The 16,304-nt window shown below is 34.5% G+C and carries 23 protein-coding genes; 8 read left to right on the top strand and 15 right to left on the bottom strand.

Annotated features, from left to right (window positions below; genetic code table 11):
- Positions 1-14 precede the first annotated feature (14 nt).
- The 5 genes from AABJ44_RS01395 to AABJ44_RS01375 all read right to left on the bottom strand — a co-directional run bounded on the left by AABJ44_RS01395 (position 15) and on the right by AABJ44_RS01375 (position 3,251).
- Positions 15-1,037, bottom strand: coding sequence for a YARHG domain-containing protein (locus AABJ44_RS01395; RefSeq protein ID WP_338370154.1), 1,023 nt, complete (start codon positions 1,035-1,037; stop codon positions 15-17).
- A 49-nt stretch (positions 1,038-1,086) separates the two neighbouring features.
- A complete protein-coding gene (locus AABJ44_RS01390) occupies positions 1,087-1,866 on the bottom strand; it encodes a tRNA threonylcarbamoyladenosine dehydratase (RefSeq protein WP_338370153.1) in 780 nt (259 codons plus the stop codon).
- Positions 1,867-1,996: 130 nt separating this feature from the next.
- Positions 1,997-2,479 (bottom strand): hypothetical protein, encoded by a 483-nt coding sequence (locus AABJ44_RS01385; RefSeq protein WP_338370152.1) that lies wholly within the window; start codon positions 2,477-2,479, stop codon positions 1,997-1,999.
- Positions 2,480-2,575: 96 nt separating this feature from the next.
- Positions 2,576-2,908, bottom strand: coding sequence for a helix-turn-helix domain-containing protein (locus AABJ44_RS01380; protein WP_338370151.1), 333 nt, complete (start codon positions 2,906-2,908; stop codon positions 2,576-2,578).
- Positions 2,895-3,251, bottom strand: coding sequence for a type II toxin-antitoxin system RelE/ParE family toxin (locus AABJ44_RS01375; RefSeq protein ID WP_338370150.1), 357 nt, complete (start codon positions 3,249-3,251; stop codon positions 2,895-2,897). Before AABJ44_RS01375 ends, AABJ44_RS01380 begins: the two co-directional genes overlap by 14 nt.
- 126 nt (positions 3,252-3,377) lie before the next feature.
- On the opposite strand from AABJ44_RS01375, the gene AABJ44_RS01370 reads away from it, so the two are divergent.
- The 3 genes from AABJ44_RS01370 to AABJ44_RS01360 are packed head-to-tail and all read left to right on the top strand — an operon-like array spanning position 3,378 to position 4,673.
- Positions 3,378-4,115, top strand: a complete 738-nt coding sequence (locus tag AABJ44_RS01370; RefSeq protein WP_338370149.1) for a 4Fe-4S binding protein — start codon at positions 3,378-3,380, stop codon at positions 4,113-4,115.
- 13 nt (positions 4,116-4,128) lie between these two features.
- A complete protein-coding gene (locus tag AABJ44_RS01365; protein ID WP_338370148.1) occupies positions 4,129-4,455 on the top strand; it encodes a DUF6442 family protein in 327 nt (108 codons plus the stop codon).
- A gap of 11 nt (positions 4,456-4,466) precedes the next feature.
- Complete coding sequence (locus AABJ44_RS01360) at positions 4,467-4,673, top strand: helix-turn-helix transcriptional regulator (protein WP_074641572.1); 207 nt, start codon at positions 4,467-4,469, stop codon at positions 4,671-4,673.
- A gap of 102 nt (positions 4,674-4,775) precedes the next feature.
- On the opposite strand, the gene AABJ44_RS01355 is transcribed toward AABJ44_RS01360, so the two are convergent.
- Positions 4,776-5,636 carry a hypothetical protein gene (locus tag AABJ44_RS01355; RefSeq protein WP_338370147.1) on the bottom strand — a complete coding sequence of 287 codons (861 nt, stop codon included), beginning with the start codon at positions 5,634-5,636 and terminating at the stop codon, positions 4,776-4,778.
- Positions 5,637-5,677: 41 nt separating this feature from the next.
- Positions 5,678-7,492, bottom strand: a complete 1,815-nt coding sequence (locus AABJ44_RS01350; protein WP_338370146.1) for an NADase-type glycan-binding domain-containing protein — start codon at positions 7,490-7,492, stop codon at positions 5,678-5,680.
- 353 nt (positions 7,493-7,845) lie between these two features.
- Between AABJ44_RS01350 and AABJ44_RS01345 the strand changes: the two genes are divergently transcribed.
- From AABJ44_RS01345 to AABJ44_RS01335, 3 genes are read left to right on the top strand one after another with little or no spacing between them, the layout of a single operon-like run.
- The gene (locus tag AABJ44_RS01345) at positions 7,846-8,373 is read left to right on the top strand and encodes a nitroreductase family protein (protein WP_338370145.1); all 528 of its coding nucleotides are present in this window, start codon (positions 7,846-7,848) and stop codon (positions 8,371-8,373) included.
- A gap of 19 nt (positions 8,374-8,392) precedes the next feature.
- Positions 8,393-9,106 (top strand): AzlC family ABC transporter permease, encoded by a 714-nt coding sequence (locus AABJ44_RS01340; protein WP_338370144.1) that lies wholly within the window; start codon positions 8,393-8,395, stop codon positions 9,104-9,106.
- The gene (locus AABJ44_RS01335) at positions 9,093-9,428 is read left to right on the top strand and encodes a branched-chain amino acid transporter permease (protein WP_338370143.1); all 336 of its coding nucleotides are present in this window, start codon (positions 9,093-9,095) and stop codon (positions 9,426-9,428) included. The genes AABJ44_RS01340 and AABJ44_RS01335 overlap by 14 nt, the downstream gene beginning before the upstream one ends.
- Here the strand turns inward: AABJ44_RS01335 and AABJ44_RS01330 are convergent.
- The 6 genes from AABJ44_RS01330 to AABJ44_RS01305 all read right to left on the bottom strand — a co-directional run bounded on the left by AABJ44_RS01330 (position 9,392) and on the right by AABJ44_RS01305 (position 14,029).
- A complete protein-coding gene (locus AABJ44_RS01330) occupies positions 9,392-10,177 on the bottom strand; it encodes a phosphotransferase (RefSeq protein ID WP_338370142.1) in 786 nt (261 codons plus the stop codon). The genes AABJ44_RS01335 and AABJ44_RS01330 overlap by 37 nt on opposite strands.
- A 121-nt stretch (positions 10,178-10,298) precedes the next feature.
- Positions 10,299-10,580, bottom strand: a complete 282-nt coding sequence (locus AABJ44_RS01325) for a hypothetical protein (protein WP_074641584.1) — start codon at positions 10,578-10,580, stop codon at positions 10,299-10,301.
- A complete protein-coding gene (locus AABJ44_RS01320; RefSeq protein ID WP_338370141.1) occupies positions 10,577-10,768 on the bottom strand; it encodes a hypothetical protein in 192 nt (63 codons plus the stop codon). Before AABJ44_RS01320 ends, AABJ44_RS01325 begins: the two co-directional genes overlap by 4 nt.
- On the bottom strand, positions 10,765-11,856 hold the full coding sequence (locus tag AABJ44_RS01315; RefSeq protein WP_338370140.1) for an acyltransferase family protein: 1,092 nt from the start codon (positions 11,854-11,856) through the stop codon (positions 10,765-10,767). The genes AABJ44_RS01320 and AABJ44_RS01315 overlap by 4 nt, the downstream gene beginning before the upstream one ends.
- A gap of 90 nt (positions 11,857-11,946) precedes the next feature.
- Entirely contained in the window at positions 11,947-12,654 is a 708-nt protein-coding gene (locus AABJ44_RS01310; protein ID WP_338371304.1) for an AAC(3) family N-acetyltransferase, read from the bottom strand.
- Positions 12,655-12,733: 79 nt separating this feature from the next.
- Positions 12,734-14,029, bottom strand: a complete 1,296-nt coding sequence (locus AABJ44_RS01305) for a Fic family protein (RefSeq protein ID WP_338370139.1) — start codon at positions 14,027-14,029, stop codon at positions 12,734-12,736.
- Between the two features lie 298 nt (positions 14,030-14,327).
- Here AABJ44_RS01305 and AABJ44_RS01300 point away from each other — a divergent pair, with 298 nt between their 5' ends.
- Positions 14,328-14,702 carry a RidA family protein gene (locus tag AABJ44_RS01300; RefSeq protein WP_338370138.1) on the top strand — a complete coding sequence of 125 codons (375 nt, stop codon included), beginning with the start codon at positions 14,328-14,330 and terminating at the stop codon, positions 14,700-14,702.
- A gap of 43 nt (positions 14,703-14,745) precedes the next feature.
- Here AABJ44_RS01300 and AABJ44_RS01295 read toward each other — a convergent pair whose 3' ends face one another.
- Positions 14,746-15,012 carry a hypothetical protein gene (locus AABJ44_RS01295; RefSeq protein ID WP_338370137.1) on the bottom strand — a complete coding sequence of 89 codons (267 nt, stop codon included), beginning with the start codon at positions 15,010-15,012 and terminating at the stop codon, positions 14,746-14,748.
- Positions 15,013-15,047: 35 nt separating this feature from the next.
- Positions 15,048-15,551, bottom strand: a complete 504-nt coding sequence (locus AABJ44_RS01290) for a GNAT family N-acetyltransferase (protein ID WP_338370136.1) — start codon at positions 15,549-15,551, stop codon at positions 15,048-15,050.
- A gap of 202 nt (positions 15,552-15,753) precedes the next feature.
- On the opposite strand from AABJ44_RS01290, the gene AABJ44_RS01285 reads away from it, so the two are divergent.
- Positions 15,754-16,299 (top strand): glutathione peroxidase, encoded by a 546-nt coding sequence (locus tag AABJ44_RS01285; RefSeq protein ID WP_074641598.1) that lies wholly within the window; start codon positions 15,754-15,756, stop codon positions 16,297-16,299.
- The last annotated feature ends 5 nt before the right edge of the window (positions 16,300-16,304 follow it).

Raw genomic sequence — 16,304 nt, 5'->3', positions numbered from 1 at the left:
ACGAATCCGATATACTATAAGCTCTTTTCTTCTTCCAGAATCAGTTTAACATTGTACTTTTCAATGTCTGATAATTTGTCTTCTGAAAAGTTTTTATCTAATGGGTAATAACCTTTATATTTTCCATCTATTTCCTTAAAGCCAAACCATCCGTATTCTGCACATTCGACTTCAAACAATTCAATTAAATCTTTTGATTTAAAAGGATAGCCATTAAAAGCATAGATTGCGTTTCTGAGCAAGCGTAACTGAGGCTTTGTATACCAGAATAAACTCTGTTTAGTCAACTTCACGTTGCAAGGAACAAATCTATTTTTTTGCAGAACTCTTGGACCTGTATCGCCAAAAATATTACCCATCACAATTGTAATGCATTTTGTGTATTCATCCGGTTCAATATTTGTATAAACAGCTTCCCAAACATTATCACTGACTCTTTGCATTGAACCTTCTTCTGGAAGTGCAAGCTGAATTGGAGAAGAATAGATGAGATTACTCTGGATTCTTACTGTCATCTTTCCAATCGCATTTTTCCAGCTGGAACCGGTACCATAAAGATACTTTGCTATAGTGTAAGATGGAGCTTCGCGACCATAAGTAGCTTTATATGAAATTCTGGTTTTTGTTGTCTTCTTAGAAGGAAACTTAATTGTTCTTACATATGCATTTTCAAGTTCTGTAGGTTCATTTGAATTCCAGTTCTTCTTAATTGGGTAATCGGTATAACTGGTTTCAACATCATTAGTCCAGCATTTGAAATCAGAAATTGTTCCTTCTCCTCCAATTCCTAAACAGAAAAAAGGAAAACCGATTTCGAGACTGATATCTTTCCCAGTATTGTAAAAAGAGAAATCAACAGTAATTTCGTAATCTTTGGGATTTAATACAATGTTTATGATTTCCTCAGACATTTCGACATCAACATTGCCTTCCTTGGTAGGAACAAGCTGTCCGCCTGCCATAAAGAAATAAGTATCGTTTGCATAAAGGCAGAAAATCGAAAATAAAAGGCTGAATAATACAATAATTTTTTTCATAATTATAACTCCATTTTTAAATATACAAAATTGAACTTAAACTGTCTCTCTATTCCCTAAACAAATCTGTCACATGGAACTGAGTGAGGTCTTTTACAACCTCTGCCGCAATAATCATTCCTGCCACCGAAGGCACAAAAGCATTGCTGCCGGGAGTCTGTTTTTTTGGAGTTCCCTGGCGCTCCGGCGTTTTCCCAGAAGTATCTTCAAAATCAGGATCAGCTTCATCGACCTGCGGAGGAATTGCAGTTTCAGTTGAAAACACAACCTTGAGCCGTTTAATGCGTCGCTTTTTAAGTTCATTTCTCATAACGCGGGCAAGCGGGCAAACTGAAGTGCGCGTGATGTCAGCAACCTTGAGCTTAGTCGGGTCAACCTTATTTCCAGCACCCATACAACTGATAACCGGCTTTTTAAGCGCCTTGGCACGAGTGATGATTTCAAGCTTCCCGGTCACAGTATCAATACAATCAACAATATAATCATACTGAGAAAAATCAAACTGATCGGCAGTGTCGGGCATGTAGAAGGTCTTCCATTTAGTAACCTTACAGTCCGGGTTAATGTCATGAATACGCTCTTCGGCGACATCAACCTTGTCTCTGCCAATTGTAGACTGCAACGCAAAAAGCTGACGGTTCAGATTCGAAAGACAGATTTTATCATCATCAACAATATCAATTGCGCCAATCCCGGAACGAACAAGAGCCTCAACAACATAGCTACCTACCCCGCCAATACCAAAAACAATCACATGGGCATTGTTGAGTTTTTCCATATTCTCTTTTCCGAATGTAAGTCTGGTTCGTGCAAACTGATTTGTGTTCATAAAGTAAATTATAAAGAGATAAGAAAGTGGTTACAAGGAGGGGAAAGCCTTCCCCTGTCTCGCACTTCGTTGCTCGCCACCCCTTCTAGCGGGGGACACCCCCGCAACGCCCCTTAAATTTAAATCCCTTCTACCTTATAAAGACTAGAAAACAAGCAAGCATAGGCACTACAACAGAAATAGGATACATAATACTAAAATAAACTTTGGCAACAATTTCTTTATTGTAAATACGAATCATTTCTCTTACATAAAAAAAATGTCCTGCATAAATTACAATTAGTGAAATATCATGAATTAATGAGCCTATACTTACTAAATTCCAATTTAATAATTCAAATACGGCACGAACATATAATAAACCTATATATAAAAAAATTACAGATGGAATAAACCACCTGAGTTTAATCTTTTCGCTATGGTTTTTATTTTTAACTGTTAATATAATTCCTAGAATAGAATTAAACGCAAAATAATAAAGTACAAATTGTGAAAAAGAAAATCTTATAATTAGTGTTGTCAAATTATTCAATGGTAAAAAAATAACTGTAAAAAACGAAATTATAATATTTATAATTAGATATAAAATTTTTATGATTTTCATTTTCTTCATAATTTCCCGTGAATGCTTATTGCAATTTCCCAGTCTTGATTTCATTCTTCAGATAATCGTAAACATACAGCGGACTTTGAAAGTTGTAAAAATATTTTACATAGTTACCGTAACAACATTGTAATCTTGAAGTAATTTTTTTCCACCTGTTCTAAGGACCTGCAAAAATCTTTGAGCTGTTCCCTGAGGAACATTTCTTCCTGATTCCCAGGCCTCAACGGTTTTAGGAGAAACCCCAAGCACAAAAGCAAAGTTTTTCTGAGTGAGATTTAAATCTTCGCGAATCTGTTTTATTTCTTTATCATGATACTGAGGAAGTTCTGCAACAGTAACACTCATTCGTCTTGCCTTCGAAGTATCACCTTTTGCATACTCAAGACTTTCTGAGAGACCATTCATAATACTTTCAAATACTTTATTTTCTGCCATTTTGAGCCTCCTTCTCAGCATTTTTTATAGCTGTTATTATGGTTTTCATTTGATTTCGTTCTGCTTTACTAAGATTTGCTTTTTCATTTTTGGGAAAAGCTGTTAGAAGATAAATATGCTCTGCAAAAACTATGTCCAAATATATAATTCTTGCACCTCCGCTTTTTCCTCGACCTTCCAACGCCCATCGGAATTTCTTAATCCCGCCAGTTCCTTCCAAAGTATCTCCACAATCTGGATTCTTGCAAAGATATATTTCCAATTCGCGCAAATCATCATCATTCAAACCTAATTCTTTCCAGGTGCGGTCAAATTCTTTTGTAATGATGAATTCTCTTGTCATGGTTACAATATACACCCTACTGAATAGGGTGTCAAGTTTTAAGGTTAATCTTGACAAGTTTACTTGGCAATGTTATAACACTCTTAGTTGCAAAGTATACTTGGCAACTACTTTCGGAGGAATTTTATGAAATTACAGACATTCCGCAAATTCTTAATTACATTCTCAATGCTGCTTTTTCCAATTACGATTTATTATTTCTCACCCTACCTCATCATTATGGCAGCGATGCAGCATATCATAAACGGAAGCTTTATTGTTTTTACCCTGATGTTTATTCTTGGAATGTTCTTTGGAAGATTATGGTGCGGCTTCCTTTGTCCTACCGGAGGTTTGAGTGAATGCTTTGAATGCTTCTCTCCAAAAAGTCCGAAGCAAGGCTGGCGCAATTATCTCAAATACGGAATCTGGGTACTATGGCTTTCCGGAGTGATTATCTGCAATGTACTGGGAAAAGGCGACTATACGATTCAGCCCTTTTTTATGACTGATCATGGCATTTCAATTTCCAACATTTACAGTTATGTAATATATTACGGAATTGTAATTCTGTTTTTGATTCCGGTAATTATTCACGGAAAACGGGCTAACTGCCACTACATCTGCTGGATGGCACCCTTTATGATCATGGGGTATAAGGCAGGACGTCTGCTTCATCTGCCACAACTGAAAATTAAAACAAAGCGCGAGAACTGCATTGGCTGCGGTGCCTGTAACAAAATGTGCCCAATGAGTCTTGATGTAAAAAATTTAGTTGCCGACGTAAAGCGTGACGAGCTTCGCAACGCCGAATGCATCTTCTGCGGAGAATGCATTTCGACTTGTCCTAAAAAGGTTTTAAACTATAAAATTACAAATAAATAAGGAGCGAAAAAAAATGACAAAAGAAGAAATCCTTGAACAAAGCAGAAAAGAAAACAACGATAAAGACGTATTTGATTTAGAGGTTCAGAAAACAGCGGCCACAGCAGCATTCTTTTCTTCATTCGGATTGTGTGCTTTTGTTTCAATCCTCAGCTGGATATTCACAAAGCGAGTAAGCGTTCAGTGCTGGATGATTTTCTTCGGTATGCTCACAGTTGCTTTTTGCGTAAAGTTTTTCAAGATGAAAAAACTGCATGAACTTTTTGTTGCACTCGGCTATCTTGCCATTTTTATTTTGCTGACAGTAGTATTCATTCTGCAGCTGACCGGCCGTCTTTAAGGAGATTTAGAATGAATGACACACTTGTTTTAAAAAATCATCTTAAAGAAATCCGCAGTGAAAAAAATCTTTCTCAGAATGCACTCGCAGAAATGGTAGGCGTTTCGCGCAACACAATCAGCTCCATAGAAACCGGCCAGTTCTGCCCTACCGCAAAGCTCGCCCTGATTTTATGCGTTGCGCTGGATAAGAAGTTTGAAGAGATTTTTTATTTTTAAGAAGGGGAAAGCCTTCCCCTGTCTCCAGCCCGCAAGCGGTCTTACGCCACCCCTTCTAACGGGGGCCAGCCCCCGTAACACCCCCTAAAATTATCTGTACAATTACACAGTTATATTGCGTGTTATTTTTTTATCTAAATACATTTCATACAAAATATCACCATCAAAGTCGATTACTGATATTTCCCATTCTTTATTGTCTTTTGTTTTTAGTCTTAACTTTGATAGCCCTGTTCTTTTTCTCAATTTTTTAATTTCTGTAATTTCAGAAAATGGTACATAAAGATTCAGAAAGTGAAAACCATCTTTATCTATGTATTCATATTCAAGATCCGAATGCTTTATTCTTCTGAATGACAAAATAAAAGCAAATAATGATATTGTAGCTAACAAACCTGTAATACCCAGAAATAAATAAATAAAATAGCCTTTAGATCTTTCTACATAAAGGTCTAAAAAGCATAATGATGAACCCAAAAATATAAACAATACATCTCTTTTAGTGTTTTTATGTCTTTCTGTAATATGAATAAATCGTTTAGAGTTTTCAAATTCCAGGAATTTCTTATTGTAAATATTTTCAATGCTGTTATTAAAAAAGTATTCCAGGAGTTGAGCTATATTTTTATCATGAAATACTTTTATTGTTTCTTTTGGAAATTTAAATGAAAATACAGGCTTACTTGCATTCTCTGATACTAACACTTTCTCCAGTTCATCAAATAAATATGTTTGCGTTCTAAATAATTTTTTTATAATCAGAGAATCATTATCTATTTTATATTTATACCAGATATATCTTTTTTCTATTATTACATAGAGAATTGCACAAAGAAAAAGAATAGAAACCACAACCGGATATAGTTTTTCGACAAATCCAAATACAGACAAAGCTGGCATAATAATCAAGCAAAGCAAGTAGCTTATCTGTTCTTTTATTGTATAACCAATGTATTTTTCCATTTTTTACTCCAGATACGCTGCATAATCTTGTACAAAAAATCTTAGAAACCAAGTTTTGTCTGGATTCTAAAAAATTCTTCAGGACTTACTTCCATCGATCTTTTATATAACTTTTTTAAGGTTTCTGCATTTTGCTTTTTGTCAGTATTGTATCGTTTGTATGAAGTTGCCAGAATTGAACTAAAACATGTATCCTGGTATTTTGTTCCAGGATATACTTCTTGAATTGTAAGTCGAATTTTTGTTGTTGGTTTTTCAAGAATTACTTTATTGAAATATACATAATCATCAAAGGAAATCGATTTTGTAATATCATTGTCCAAATCTTCTAATTTAAAAGTTTTTACACGGGCATTCTCTTTATAAAGCTTCATGTTATTAATATCTGAGTATCCATTAATCAGTTCAAGTTCAATTACAGGTTCTGTAAATTCAACTGTAATGAATTCTCCAATACCGTTTCCATCAACTCCTTCTACCCATGGAATATGATTATAGTTCCACCAGTATGGATGACATCTACAACCTACTTCAAAGGCTTTACCTAAATTGTCAGGAGTATATTTTATTATGCGTCCTTTTATTGTTTCCTCAAAAGAAGATGAAGCTGAAATTGATTTAATATTTCCATTATGAAAACCTTCAGTTCTATCTGAATCATCATAAGTGTTTTCTCCATCGTTTTTAAAATCCCTGAAGACCTGATTAATTCCACCTGTTATGAACAACATAGAATACTGATTGTATTTACATTTCAAGTAACCGTCCTTATCTATTGCCAGACAAGATCTTGGAAGTACTGTATATAAACCAAGATATCCAGTTACAAACCATATATTATTATCATCATAAAAGAAATAAGATTCTGCATCCGGTTCAATATCAAAACAATCTAATTCAGCAGGTAAATTATCTGTATCAGCTTGAACAATTTGTACTACACCTGCTTCTTCAAGTTTATCTATAAATGATGCAAAGCGTTTTTTTGATACATCTTCTTTATCAAACCTGCTTGTTGCTTTTCTATTTATCCACCCGTATTTTGAATCAGTAAGATTGTCGATTCTTACATAATACCAGACTTCCTCTTGTTTATCCGTTGCGACATATGTTGCCCTTGTCTGAAGACGCACACCTTCAGCAACAGGAATAGAAAACTTCTTATTTATAATTTTGAGTTTCTGATTAAAATTTTTTCTATCATTTGAATAACTAAAATCAGCGATTGGGTTCTTTGTTATAAATATTTTATTGCTTGAAGAATCCGGGGCTTCAAAAAAATACGTTTCTTCTGAAACTGTTATATTTATATGAGAACAAGTAACATCGTAATTATTTATTTTAAAATTATTTAGAGCCTTTGATCTGCTATCATCTATAAAAGAAAATCCATTTATTACATATATTCCTGATTTTTGTTCCTCTAAATCAAAACCTTCTGGCTCCCATATTAAGAAAGAATTGTCTTTATTGGGAAAAAGAATCTTCTGCCATTTTGAAATATATTCAGGATCAGATTCATCTGCAATGTACTCCGGATATTCCAGATGAATTTCATCTTTTGTCATTCGAAGATTTCCTCTCATCAATGGAATTCCATTTTGTTGAAATTCATAAACTGCCGATGTATCATCATCTGTCTTTGGGCCATTAAAAACTATCTGTGAAACAACCCCATCATCATCAATATATTTTAATTTTCTTGTTCTTGATGGAATGGTTATAAACTGTTGTGAAGCTTGATCACTAGATTCAACTTTTATTTCTTCTGTAAGAATATTAGATGATTCAGTTTTTTTTGTGCATCCAAAAGCAAATATACAGATAAATAAAATAATAAATAATTTATTTTTCATTTTTCTTTCCTTTGCGCCTTAGTACAGACGTTTACATATTTTCTTCTAAGATATTTTACCATAGTTTTTTACACGATGTAAAACATCGGAAAGATCTATATAATTTCATATTATTGCTTTCTCCTAGATTGAAATATAAAAGATTTGTATAGATTTATTCTTTCTTTTTAAAAGTGAGAAGATTATTATAAAAATATGGCTGATTTCTTTTCAATGTCTGCAATCTCACAGGAACGTCACTTTGAATTAGTTAATGATAAATCTGATAATTATGATTATCCTCTTTCTTCATTCTGGTTTTCTTGATACTAAGCTATGCTAAAATATATTCAATCTAATTTAAGGAGTCATTTATGAACGAAATTATCAAAGCAATGAAAGAACGCAGAAGTATCCGCAAGTTTAAGGCAGAACTTCCATCAAAAGCAGATCTTGAGCAGATCGTTGAAGCTGGACTTTATGCCGCAAGCGGAATGGGAAAACAGGCTACAAAAGTCATCGTTGTAATAGACAAAAAGCTTCGTGATAAAATCATGGAAATGAACCGCAAAGTTGGCGGATGGGACAAAGGCTTTGATCCTTTTTATGGAGCTCCGGTAATGATCATTGTTCTTGGAGAACTCGAGAATGGTAACCGTGTTTATGACGGCTCGCTTGTAATGGGAAATCTTATGCTTGCAGCTCACTCTTTTGGACTCGGAAGCATCTGGATCCACCGTGCAAAGCAGGAGTTTGAAAGTGATGAAGGAAAAGAAATCCTGAAAGAACTCGGCATCGAAGGTGAATGGGAAGGTATCGGCCACTGCGCTGTAGGCTACATGGATTGCGAACTTCCACCACCTCCTGCTCGCAAAGAAGGCCGAGTTGTCTGGGCAGAATAAATCCATTATGTTCAGACAAATGAAAAAATTCGATAGAAAAACCGTGATAGAATCTTTTCGAACTTCCATTCCAATTATGGTAACCTTTGTTGTTATAGGAATTGGATATGGAATTCTTATGCAGAAGCACGGCTTTGGACCTCTGTGGTCTTTGCTCTCTGGTTTTGTTATTTACAGCGGAACAGCTCAGTTTGTAAGCGTTGCGATGCTTGCTGATTCTTCTTTTTTTATGGCTGCAGTTACTGCACTGATGATCAGTGCACGCCATATCTTTTTCAGCATTTCCATGATTGGCAGATACAAAAACGAGGGCCACAGAAAATGGTATCTTTATTACGGTCTGTGCGATGAAACCTATGCCATGCTGAGCAAAGATAAAATGCCCGAGGGCGTGAACGTCAGCTTGTTCCGTGTGCTGGTAACCGCCTTAAATCAGTCATCATGGATTTTCGGCTCTGTACTTGGCGGTCTGCTCGGTTCGCTACTGGAGTTTGATTCAACCGGAATTGATTTTGCGATGACGGCTCTGTTCACAACAGTATTCATCGAACAATGGCTTTCTTCAAAATGTCACATCCCATCAATACTTGGAGTTGCCGCTACCCTGAGCTGCCGCCTTTTGTTTGGAAGAGATTTATTTTTGATTCCTTCAATGGTGGTCATAATTATTGTACTGACACTCTTGCGTAAAAAAATCGAAGCAGAAGGAGAACTGAACGATGAGCGACTTTAAGCATTCCTTAATTATAATTCTTGTCATGGGTGTCGTTACGCTTGCTACAAGAATTCTTCCTGTTCTGATTTTTGGACGGAATGAAAAAATCCCGAAATACATTATGTATCTCGGAAAAGTTGTTCCTTATACTGCAATGGGACTTTTGATTGTCTATTGTTTTAAGGATGTCTCTGTAGTCCAGGCACCGCATGCAATTCCAGAACTGATTGCCATGTCTGTCGTAATCATATCATACCTTTGGAAACGCAATGCAATTTTCAGCGTGGTCATTGGAACAGTGCTTTACATGCTGCTGGTGCAGCTGGTATTCACTGTCTGAAAGTCTTTTATCAATTTGTCAAAAATCCCTTTGACTCTATCCTCTGGATTTCCATGCAGGAACTCGTGCCAGAACTCGAATGTTGTTATAACATTTGATGCGGCAATATGTTTTTTTATAAGCTCAGGATTTATGGCTTTACCAGAAGTCTCTTTTACAGCATTGGTATACATATTAAGGATTGTATCCAAATCAATCTGAATGCCATCTGCTCCGAGCCTGCTCATAAAAAAGCTCAAGTCTTCGGAAGCTCCGCCTATCGCAACGTTCTGCCAGTCACAAACACAGATTCTTCCATCATCAGTTTTTAATAAATTATCCCAGTGAAAATCTCCGTGAATCAAAACACTGTCTTCATTATTATGCCAGCTGATTATTTCATTTATCTTTTCCGCGATAGGATTCAATGCCGCTTCATCAAAAACTTTTGGATGTTCATTCAGAACACTTTTCCAGCCGTTGAGACAATATTCAATACGTTCTTTATCCAGAGGCTCTTTTCCAGCCTTCCTCAAAAACTCAGGAATTTTATCATTATGAATCTTCGCTAAGGTATTAATGATTTTTTGAAGCTCACCATCAGAATTGGAACGTTCAAGCGAAACATATTTTTTCATAAGAATGATTATCTCATCATCAGATAATTCCACACTTAATATTTCCGGGAGATATTCAGACGAAGTATTCATTTTGCTCTGATAGAACAAGGCCTCTTTTTGATATGTGTCGAACATATCGTTCTTTAACATATCCCTCTGAACATGTTTTAAGATTTGTTCGCCATTGATTTCATATACATTTGCGCCGCTTTGGCCCACCCTGATTTCTGAAACTTTATTTCCTGATAAATACTTTTTGATGTCCAAAATATTATTTCCTTCTTATTATGTTTAATATAGAAAAAGGCAAACTGAATAGCCCGATAACGATAAATGCTATTCCCATTACAAAACCAGTTTTTTCCTTAATACCAGACACCATCATAATACCGGCAAAGAGGATCATCAATGAGTTTAATATAAGAGTCTTAGGATATCGTTTTACCTTTTCTTCTTCAGATGCATCTTTTTTTAAAACTGGAACAACATTAATCATTTCCAGAATAAAAAGAACAACAATTGCAGAAAAACCTAACCAAAAACAAATATTCATTTTTTTACCTTTTCCCAATAATCTCTATAAGCAAAGCTATCGCCATGACAATTGTCGCTGTTAAAAAATGGAAGCGCGTTTTTGTCGCTGTAAAGTTTCAGCAAATCCTTTGTATCTTCGGGTGTTACAAAGTGCAAGAGATAATCGTTGTTTTCAAATAATGGAACTTCTTCGTATACGGGTTTCATTGTTTTTCATTCTCTTTTCTATTTTTCAGACTTTTTATTCCCAAAAGAAAACTTGTGACCTTGTTTCTTCGGAAAATTTCAAAAAGTCCAACAGTGATAGCAAAGGAAATAATAACTAATAATATGTACTGTAGGATATAAGGAATCTTTACATATTTGGCAGCAAAGAATCCCAGAATTACTATTACTGATTGATGAAGAATATAAAGAGGATATGACGCCTGTGAGAAATACTTTGTAAAAGCACTGTTAAAGTTTAGAAACTTTTTTCCAAGGCCAAATAATGAAAGTATTCCACTCCAGGTAAAAATATATGTTAATAAATCCCAATAAGGTCCAAAAACCTGTATTTTATACATTACGCATCGTGCAATTAAAAGAATTGCAAAGAGTGGAAATGTTACTTTAGACCAGGAACCAGCTTTTTCCTGGAAAGTTTCATCTGAGAAAACAAAGAAACCTATTAAAAACCATGCCATAAATTCTACAATGCTTTTTCCACCCAGATCAGCAATTGGTTTAATAAAATAAAGTACTACTCCAATAAGAAGGAGTTTAAGAATCATAAATCGGGAAGGCTTTAAATCAAATTTTTTATTATAGGCCAATTTTAATAGCGGCAGGGTAATAAGAGAAATCAGGAAAAGATACAGGATAAACCAGGTATGAGCGGGAGTAAAATGACCATCATAACCGGTAAAATCTGTAAAAACAAAAAATTCCTTAAAGTGTTCAAAATAGTTGCCGGAATAATTATTGAAATAAATATCTGCCAGATAAGTTTGAACAGGAATTACAAAAATAAGAGCTACATTAAAGGGAATATAAAGCTTTAGTACTCGTTCAATAATGTACTGTTTTGCTGTTCGTTTTCCAAAAGCATAAAAGGTTGACGCTCCTGCTAAGACAAATAAAAGTGGCATCCACCAGGGGTATGTGCTGATATTCAATAATGAGGCTGGAACACAGTCTGCAATATGAACATAAAATCGTTCACCGAAATCATTGTAAAACATTGCCACATGAAATGGGAAAAGCAGCAGGATACAAAGAATTCTGAGATTGTCGATAAAATACTTTCTTTCCATTTTTAAATCCTTTATTTTATTATTTTCTTAATTCATTTTATTTTTGAACTGACCTGGTGTCAACTTTTTCTTTTAGGGGGCAGACTAATTTTATGTCCTATTCTTAATCATCCAACTGACTGCAAAATCAACAAATGCTTTTTGATTGATCAATTTACATTCCGCATTCGCGATTTTGCCTGTACGCAATATTGATGAATTACCATTAAACTGTTTTTCAAATTCCAATCCTATTTCATTAAAATCTTCGTCCTGATATGCAACATCATGAAACGGAATCTTCTTTCCATCAGAAGAAACAAACTCTTCTGTAAATATAAACTTTGAAGGCCATGAAGCCCTGTTTTCTGCAAGATGAAGAATTGTACAGGTAGAATAATCAGTTCCCAAAAATAGAGACCAGCCATCATTTTCATATAAGCGGGCTAAAGTACTTTTTTCACCAGCTTCAAAAGAAAGCCCATCTTCTGTGTATTCAATATTTGCTGCAATTTTTTCTTTTTGATTTCCCCACACAGCAAAACTTGCAATTATCTGATTTGTACGAATTACATCTTTCTGATTTTTGAAATAATCATTTACGATACTCAGATTTGGTTTGTAGTTTCCATAGGTATTATACGCAGGCATTACAAGAATTCCATCTGGAGATATTATTTCTTCAATTCCATCAATTAGATCTTTGGGGCCATTTTCTAAATAACCAACATTTGAAAGAGCTACATGAAGCAGAATTTTCATATTCTTTTTTAAGCCCAAACTTTGCAGTTGATTTTTAAGTTCGTCTTTTTTAATCATTGTTTTCAAATACTGGAACTTCTCCATATATAGTTTTCATAGTTTCTCCTCTTATCGATATATTAAGGGAAATTTTCCTCTAATTTCCCTTAATATCTCTTAATCGTTCTTCAAAGTTTTCTGCTCTTGTGTAAGCGGTCAGACGTTTATTAAGAGGAACTGTTGATAATAAGCCCAATTCAACAAGTCCTTCTAAATCTGAACGAATTGTCTTTACCGATACATTAAACCTTGTTTCCAAATCTTTGCTCGTGAAAGTGGAATTTGGCGTTTTAATACAAATCTTAATTATTTGCATTTGTCTTTCATTTATGCCGGGAATCCTATATTCAAGTAAAGAAGCATTTTCCTGTGCTTTTCGATCAAGATAGGCATGCAGTTCATTAAATGCATCATTTAAAACCTTGAGGTTATAATTGATAAAGTATCCTAAATCAAAATCATCATGCTCCGTATACAAGAAGGCTTTTTCATATTGCCCCTTTGACTTGTAAATAATACGAGAGATAGAAAGATATTCAGTAAGCCAATAGCCTTTTTTAAGCATATACCAGTAAAACAATGAACGCGCAGTTCTTCCGTTTCCATCAACAAAAGGATGCAGATAGGAAATCATAAAGTGAATTATTATTGCCTTGATTATCGGATGCACAAAAGTTTTATCTTCATTTGCAAAAATACATAACTGTATAACAGTATCCATAATCTGCTTGCGAGAAGGAGGATCATGAGCAACTTCACCTGTAATTCCATTTACCACAAAGATATTATCATCTGTTCGGAATCTTCCTTCATCATTAGGATCATCTAAAGTTTTTTCTGTAATCTGTCTGTGAATATCCAGCAATAATTCAGGAGTTAAAGAATCCTCTTTATGTTCTGATAAATAACGTATTGTGTTGTAATTATTCAAAATCATCTGCTGACTTTTATCTTTTGGCTTAGCCTGTTTACGCAGCATTTCTTTTGCAACTTTTCTTGTAGTAGAAGCACCTTCCATCTGGCTGGATGCAATAGCTTCTTCCATTATTGAACTTAATAAGTAATACTGTCTGTTTTTATTTGAAATAATATCAGAAGACGCTATTGTACCACCAAAATTCATATCAAAGTTATGAAGATATTCCTGCATTTTGGTGGTTTCAAAAATTGAAAATATACAGGAATGAAAATTATATGTTTTACTATTAAATGTTCTTGAATATTTTATTGCCGCCCAAAACACTTCAGGCTTGATGCCTTCTGGTGAATGATATTTTACTTTATCCCAATAATAGTATTCATCATTCATTTTTGAGATTTCAGATGCGAAATCTCTGTTTAATAGAATTTCTGTAAACGGAATTCCAGATATTTTTGGGCATTCTTCTATCATATAAAAAAGAATAACATGAGAAATATTTTAAAGCAATAAAATAAGGGAAATTTTCCTCTAATTTCCCTTATTTTCTCCAAAAAATATTCATCTTTAAAGGGTAATCATCGCGTTAGGGATTGTAGGGGCAGCCCTGAAAGGGCTGTTCCGAAGGAATGGAGCCGAGAGGCGGAACCCCGCAAAGCCCGACCGACCGCAAAGCGGGCGGGAACGCCCAAATGCTTTTCATTGACTATACCGCTCCTGACTGCTATTATAACCCTACCTATACAATAGGCAAATAAAAAAAGAGGACTATATGAAAACAATCGAAACAAAAACTGCTCCGGCAGCAATCGGACCTTATTCACAGGCAATTCTTGCAAATGGATTTCTTTATACATCGGGACAGATTCCGCTCAATCCGGAAACTGGAACAATCGAAGGATCTTCTATCGAGGCTCAGGCTGAACAGGCTATAAAGAACCTCGGCGAAATCCTTAAGGCCGCAGGAACAGACTTTTCTAAAGTTGTAAAGACAACCTGCTTTCTCGCCCACATTTCTGACTTCGCAGCATTCAATGCAGTTTATGAAAAGTACTTTGTTTCAAAGCCTGCACGCAGTTGTTTTGAAGTTGCAGCTCTTCCAAAAAGTGCACTTGTTGAAATTGAAGCTGTAGCTGTTGTAGAGTGATGCAACCGGCTGGTGCGATGTCTGTAAGGGATGGGAAGAATGATTATATCCACACACTTATAAACTTTTTAGTAATCATGATTTTGCCATACTCTGTTGTAATTGGATAGGCATCGCCAAAGTCTATCATCTTTCCTGAATCATCAAATACTTTTCGCTCTTTTACAAGCAGGGCTTTCTGTCTTAGATTGCCATTTTCATTGATTTCCAGAATTAGAATCGCATTGTCACCTGAGTTTGATTTTCTTTTTATGAGGACTTTTACTCCGTTTTTTATTTCAATCCATTTATCAAAAATTATATTATCCATAAACTATACTTTCTGTACTTCAATTATTTAGAATGCTATATATTTTTGCTTAAACGAAGCATATAAAATTTTTCTGTTTCATTCTCATTACTTTGAAAAGAAAAATCTATATTTTTAAAACCCATTTTTATCCAGAATAAAATTGCTGCAGAATTTTTCAAATCAACATTCAGTACTATTCTATTAAACCCTGAATTTTTCCATTCAGTCTCAAGAAGAGTATAGATTTCCTTACCATATCCTTTTCCATGAAATTTTTTATCTTCAAAAAAATCTCCAAGAAAAATAGTATCATCAGACATAAATTTTTCGTAATATTGAACGTATACACAAGGTTCTTTGCTTTCAGTCAGTCTGAAGCCAATAAAATGATTGTTTTCTAATACCCCATTTTCTGGTATTGACGGATTTTTTATATCAGCATCGTACTCAAAATCTGAATCATATCCATTGAAACTACATATATATCTTATTGAATCTATCAAGCACTTATAATCTTTTATATTTTCTTTAGTTATTGTTTCTTTATAAAATTTCATTGATACCTCTGAGAGATAATACTTTACATCATTCTGATTGCGTCGTTTTTTATTTATACCAAATTCTTCTTAAAACTGATATATCATAATTTACAGAAATCTCTTATTTCTATAATGCAAAGAATTATTTAAAAAACTTGACTCTTACATTTTAATTGATTACTTTTTAATTGTATACAATCTATTATATAAGGGGTATTTTATGACAATTTATGATTTTATCGTACAAGACAAAGATGGAAAGAAAGTTAGCCTTTCTGAATACAAGGGAAAAACTGTTCTTATTATTAACACTGCTACAACATGTGGATTCACTCCGCAGTATGCAAACCTTCAGGACTTATATAGCCGCTACCAGGATAAAGGATTTGTAATTTTAGACTTCCCTTGTGATCAGTTTGGACATCAGGCTCCGGGAAGTGACAATGAGATTCATCAATTCTGTACATCCCGTTTTGGTATAAAGTTTCCTATGTTCCACAAAATTGAAGTAAACGGTGAAAATGAAGAGCCGCTTTTTAAATATCTGAAATCTCAGAAAGGTTTTAAAGGCTTTGATATGAATAATACTCTTGCCAAAGCCATAGCTTTCCAGCTTAAGCTCAAGGATCCAGATTATGAAAAGAATGCTGATATCAAATGGAACTTTACAAAATTCCTTATTGATAAAACCGGCACTGTTGTTGAACGCTACGAGCCAACTGCCAGTATGGAAAAACTGGAAGATGATATCAAGCAGATTCTTTAGTAATT

Source organism: Treponema bryantii (genome assembly GCF_036492245.1).
Classification (GTDB): Bacteria; Spirochaetota; Spirochaetia; order Treponematales; family Treponemataceae; genus Treponema_D; species Treponema_D bryantii_C.
Note: the sequence above shows the minus strand (reverse complement) of the source record. Positions and strands in the feature narration are given on the sequence as shown.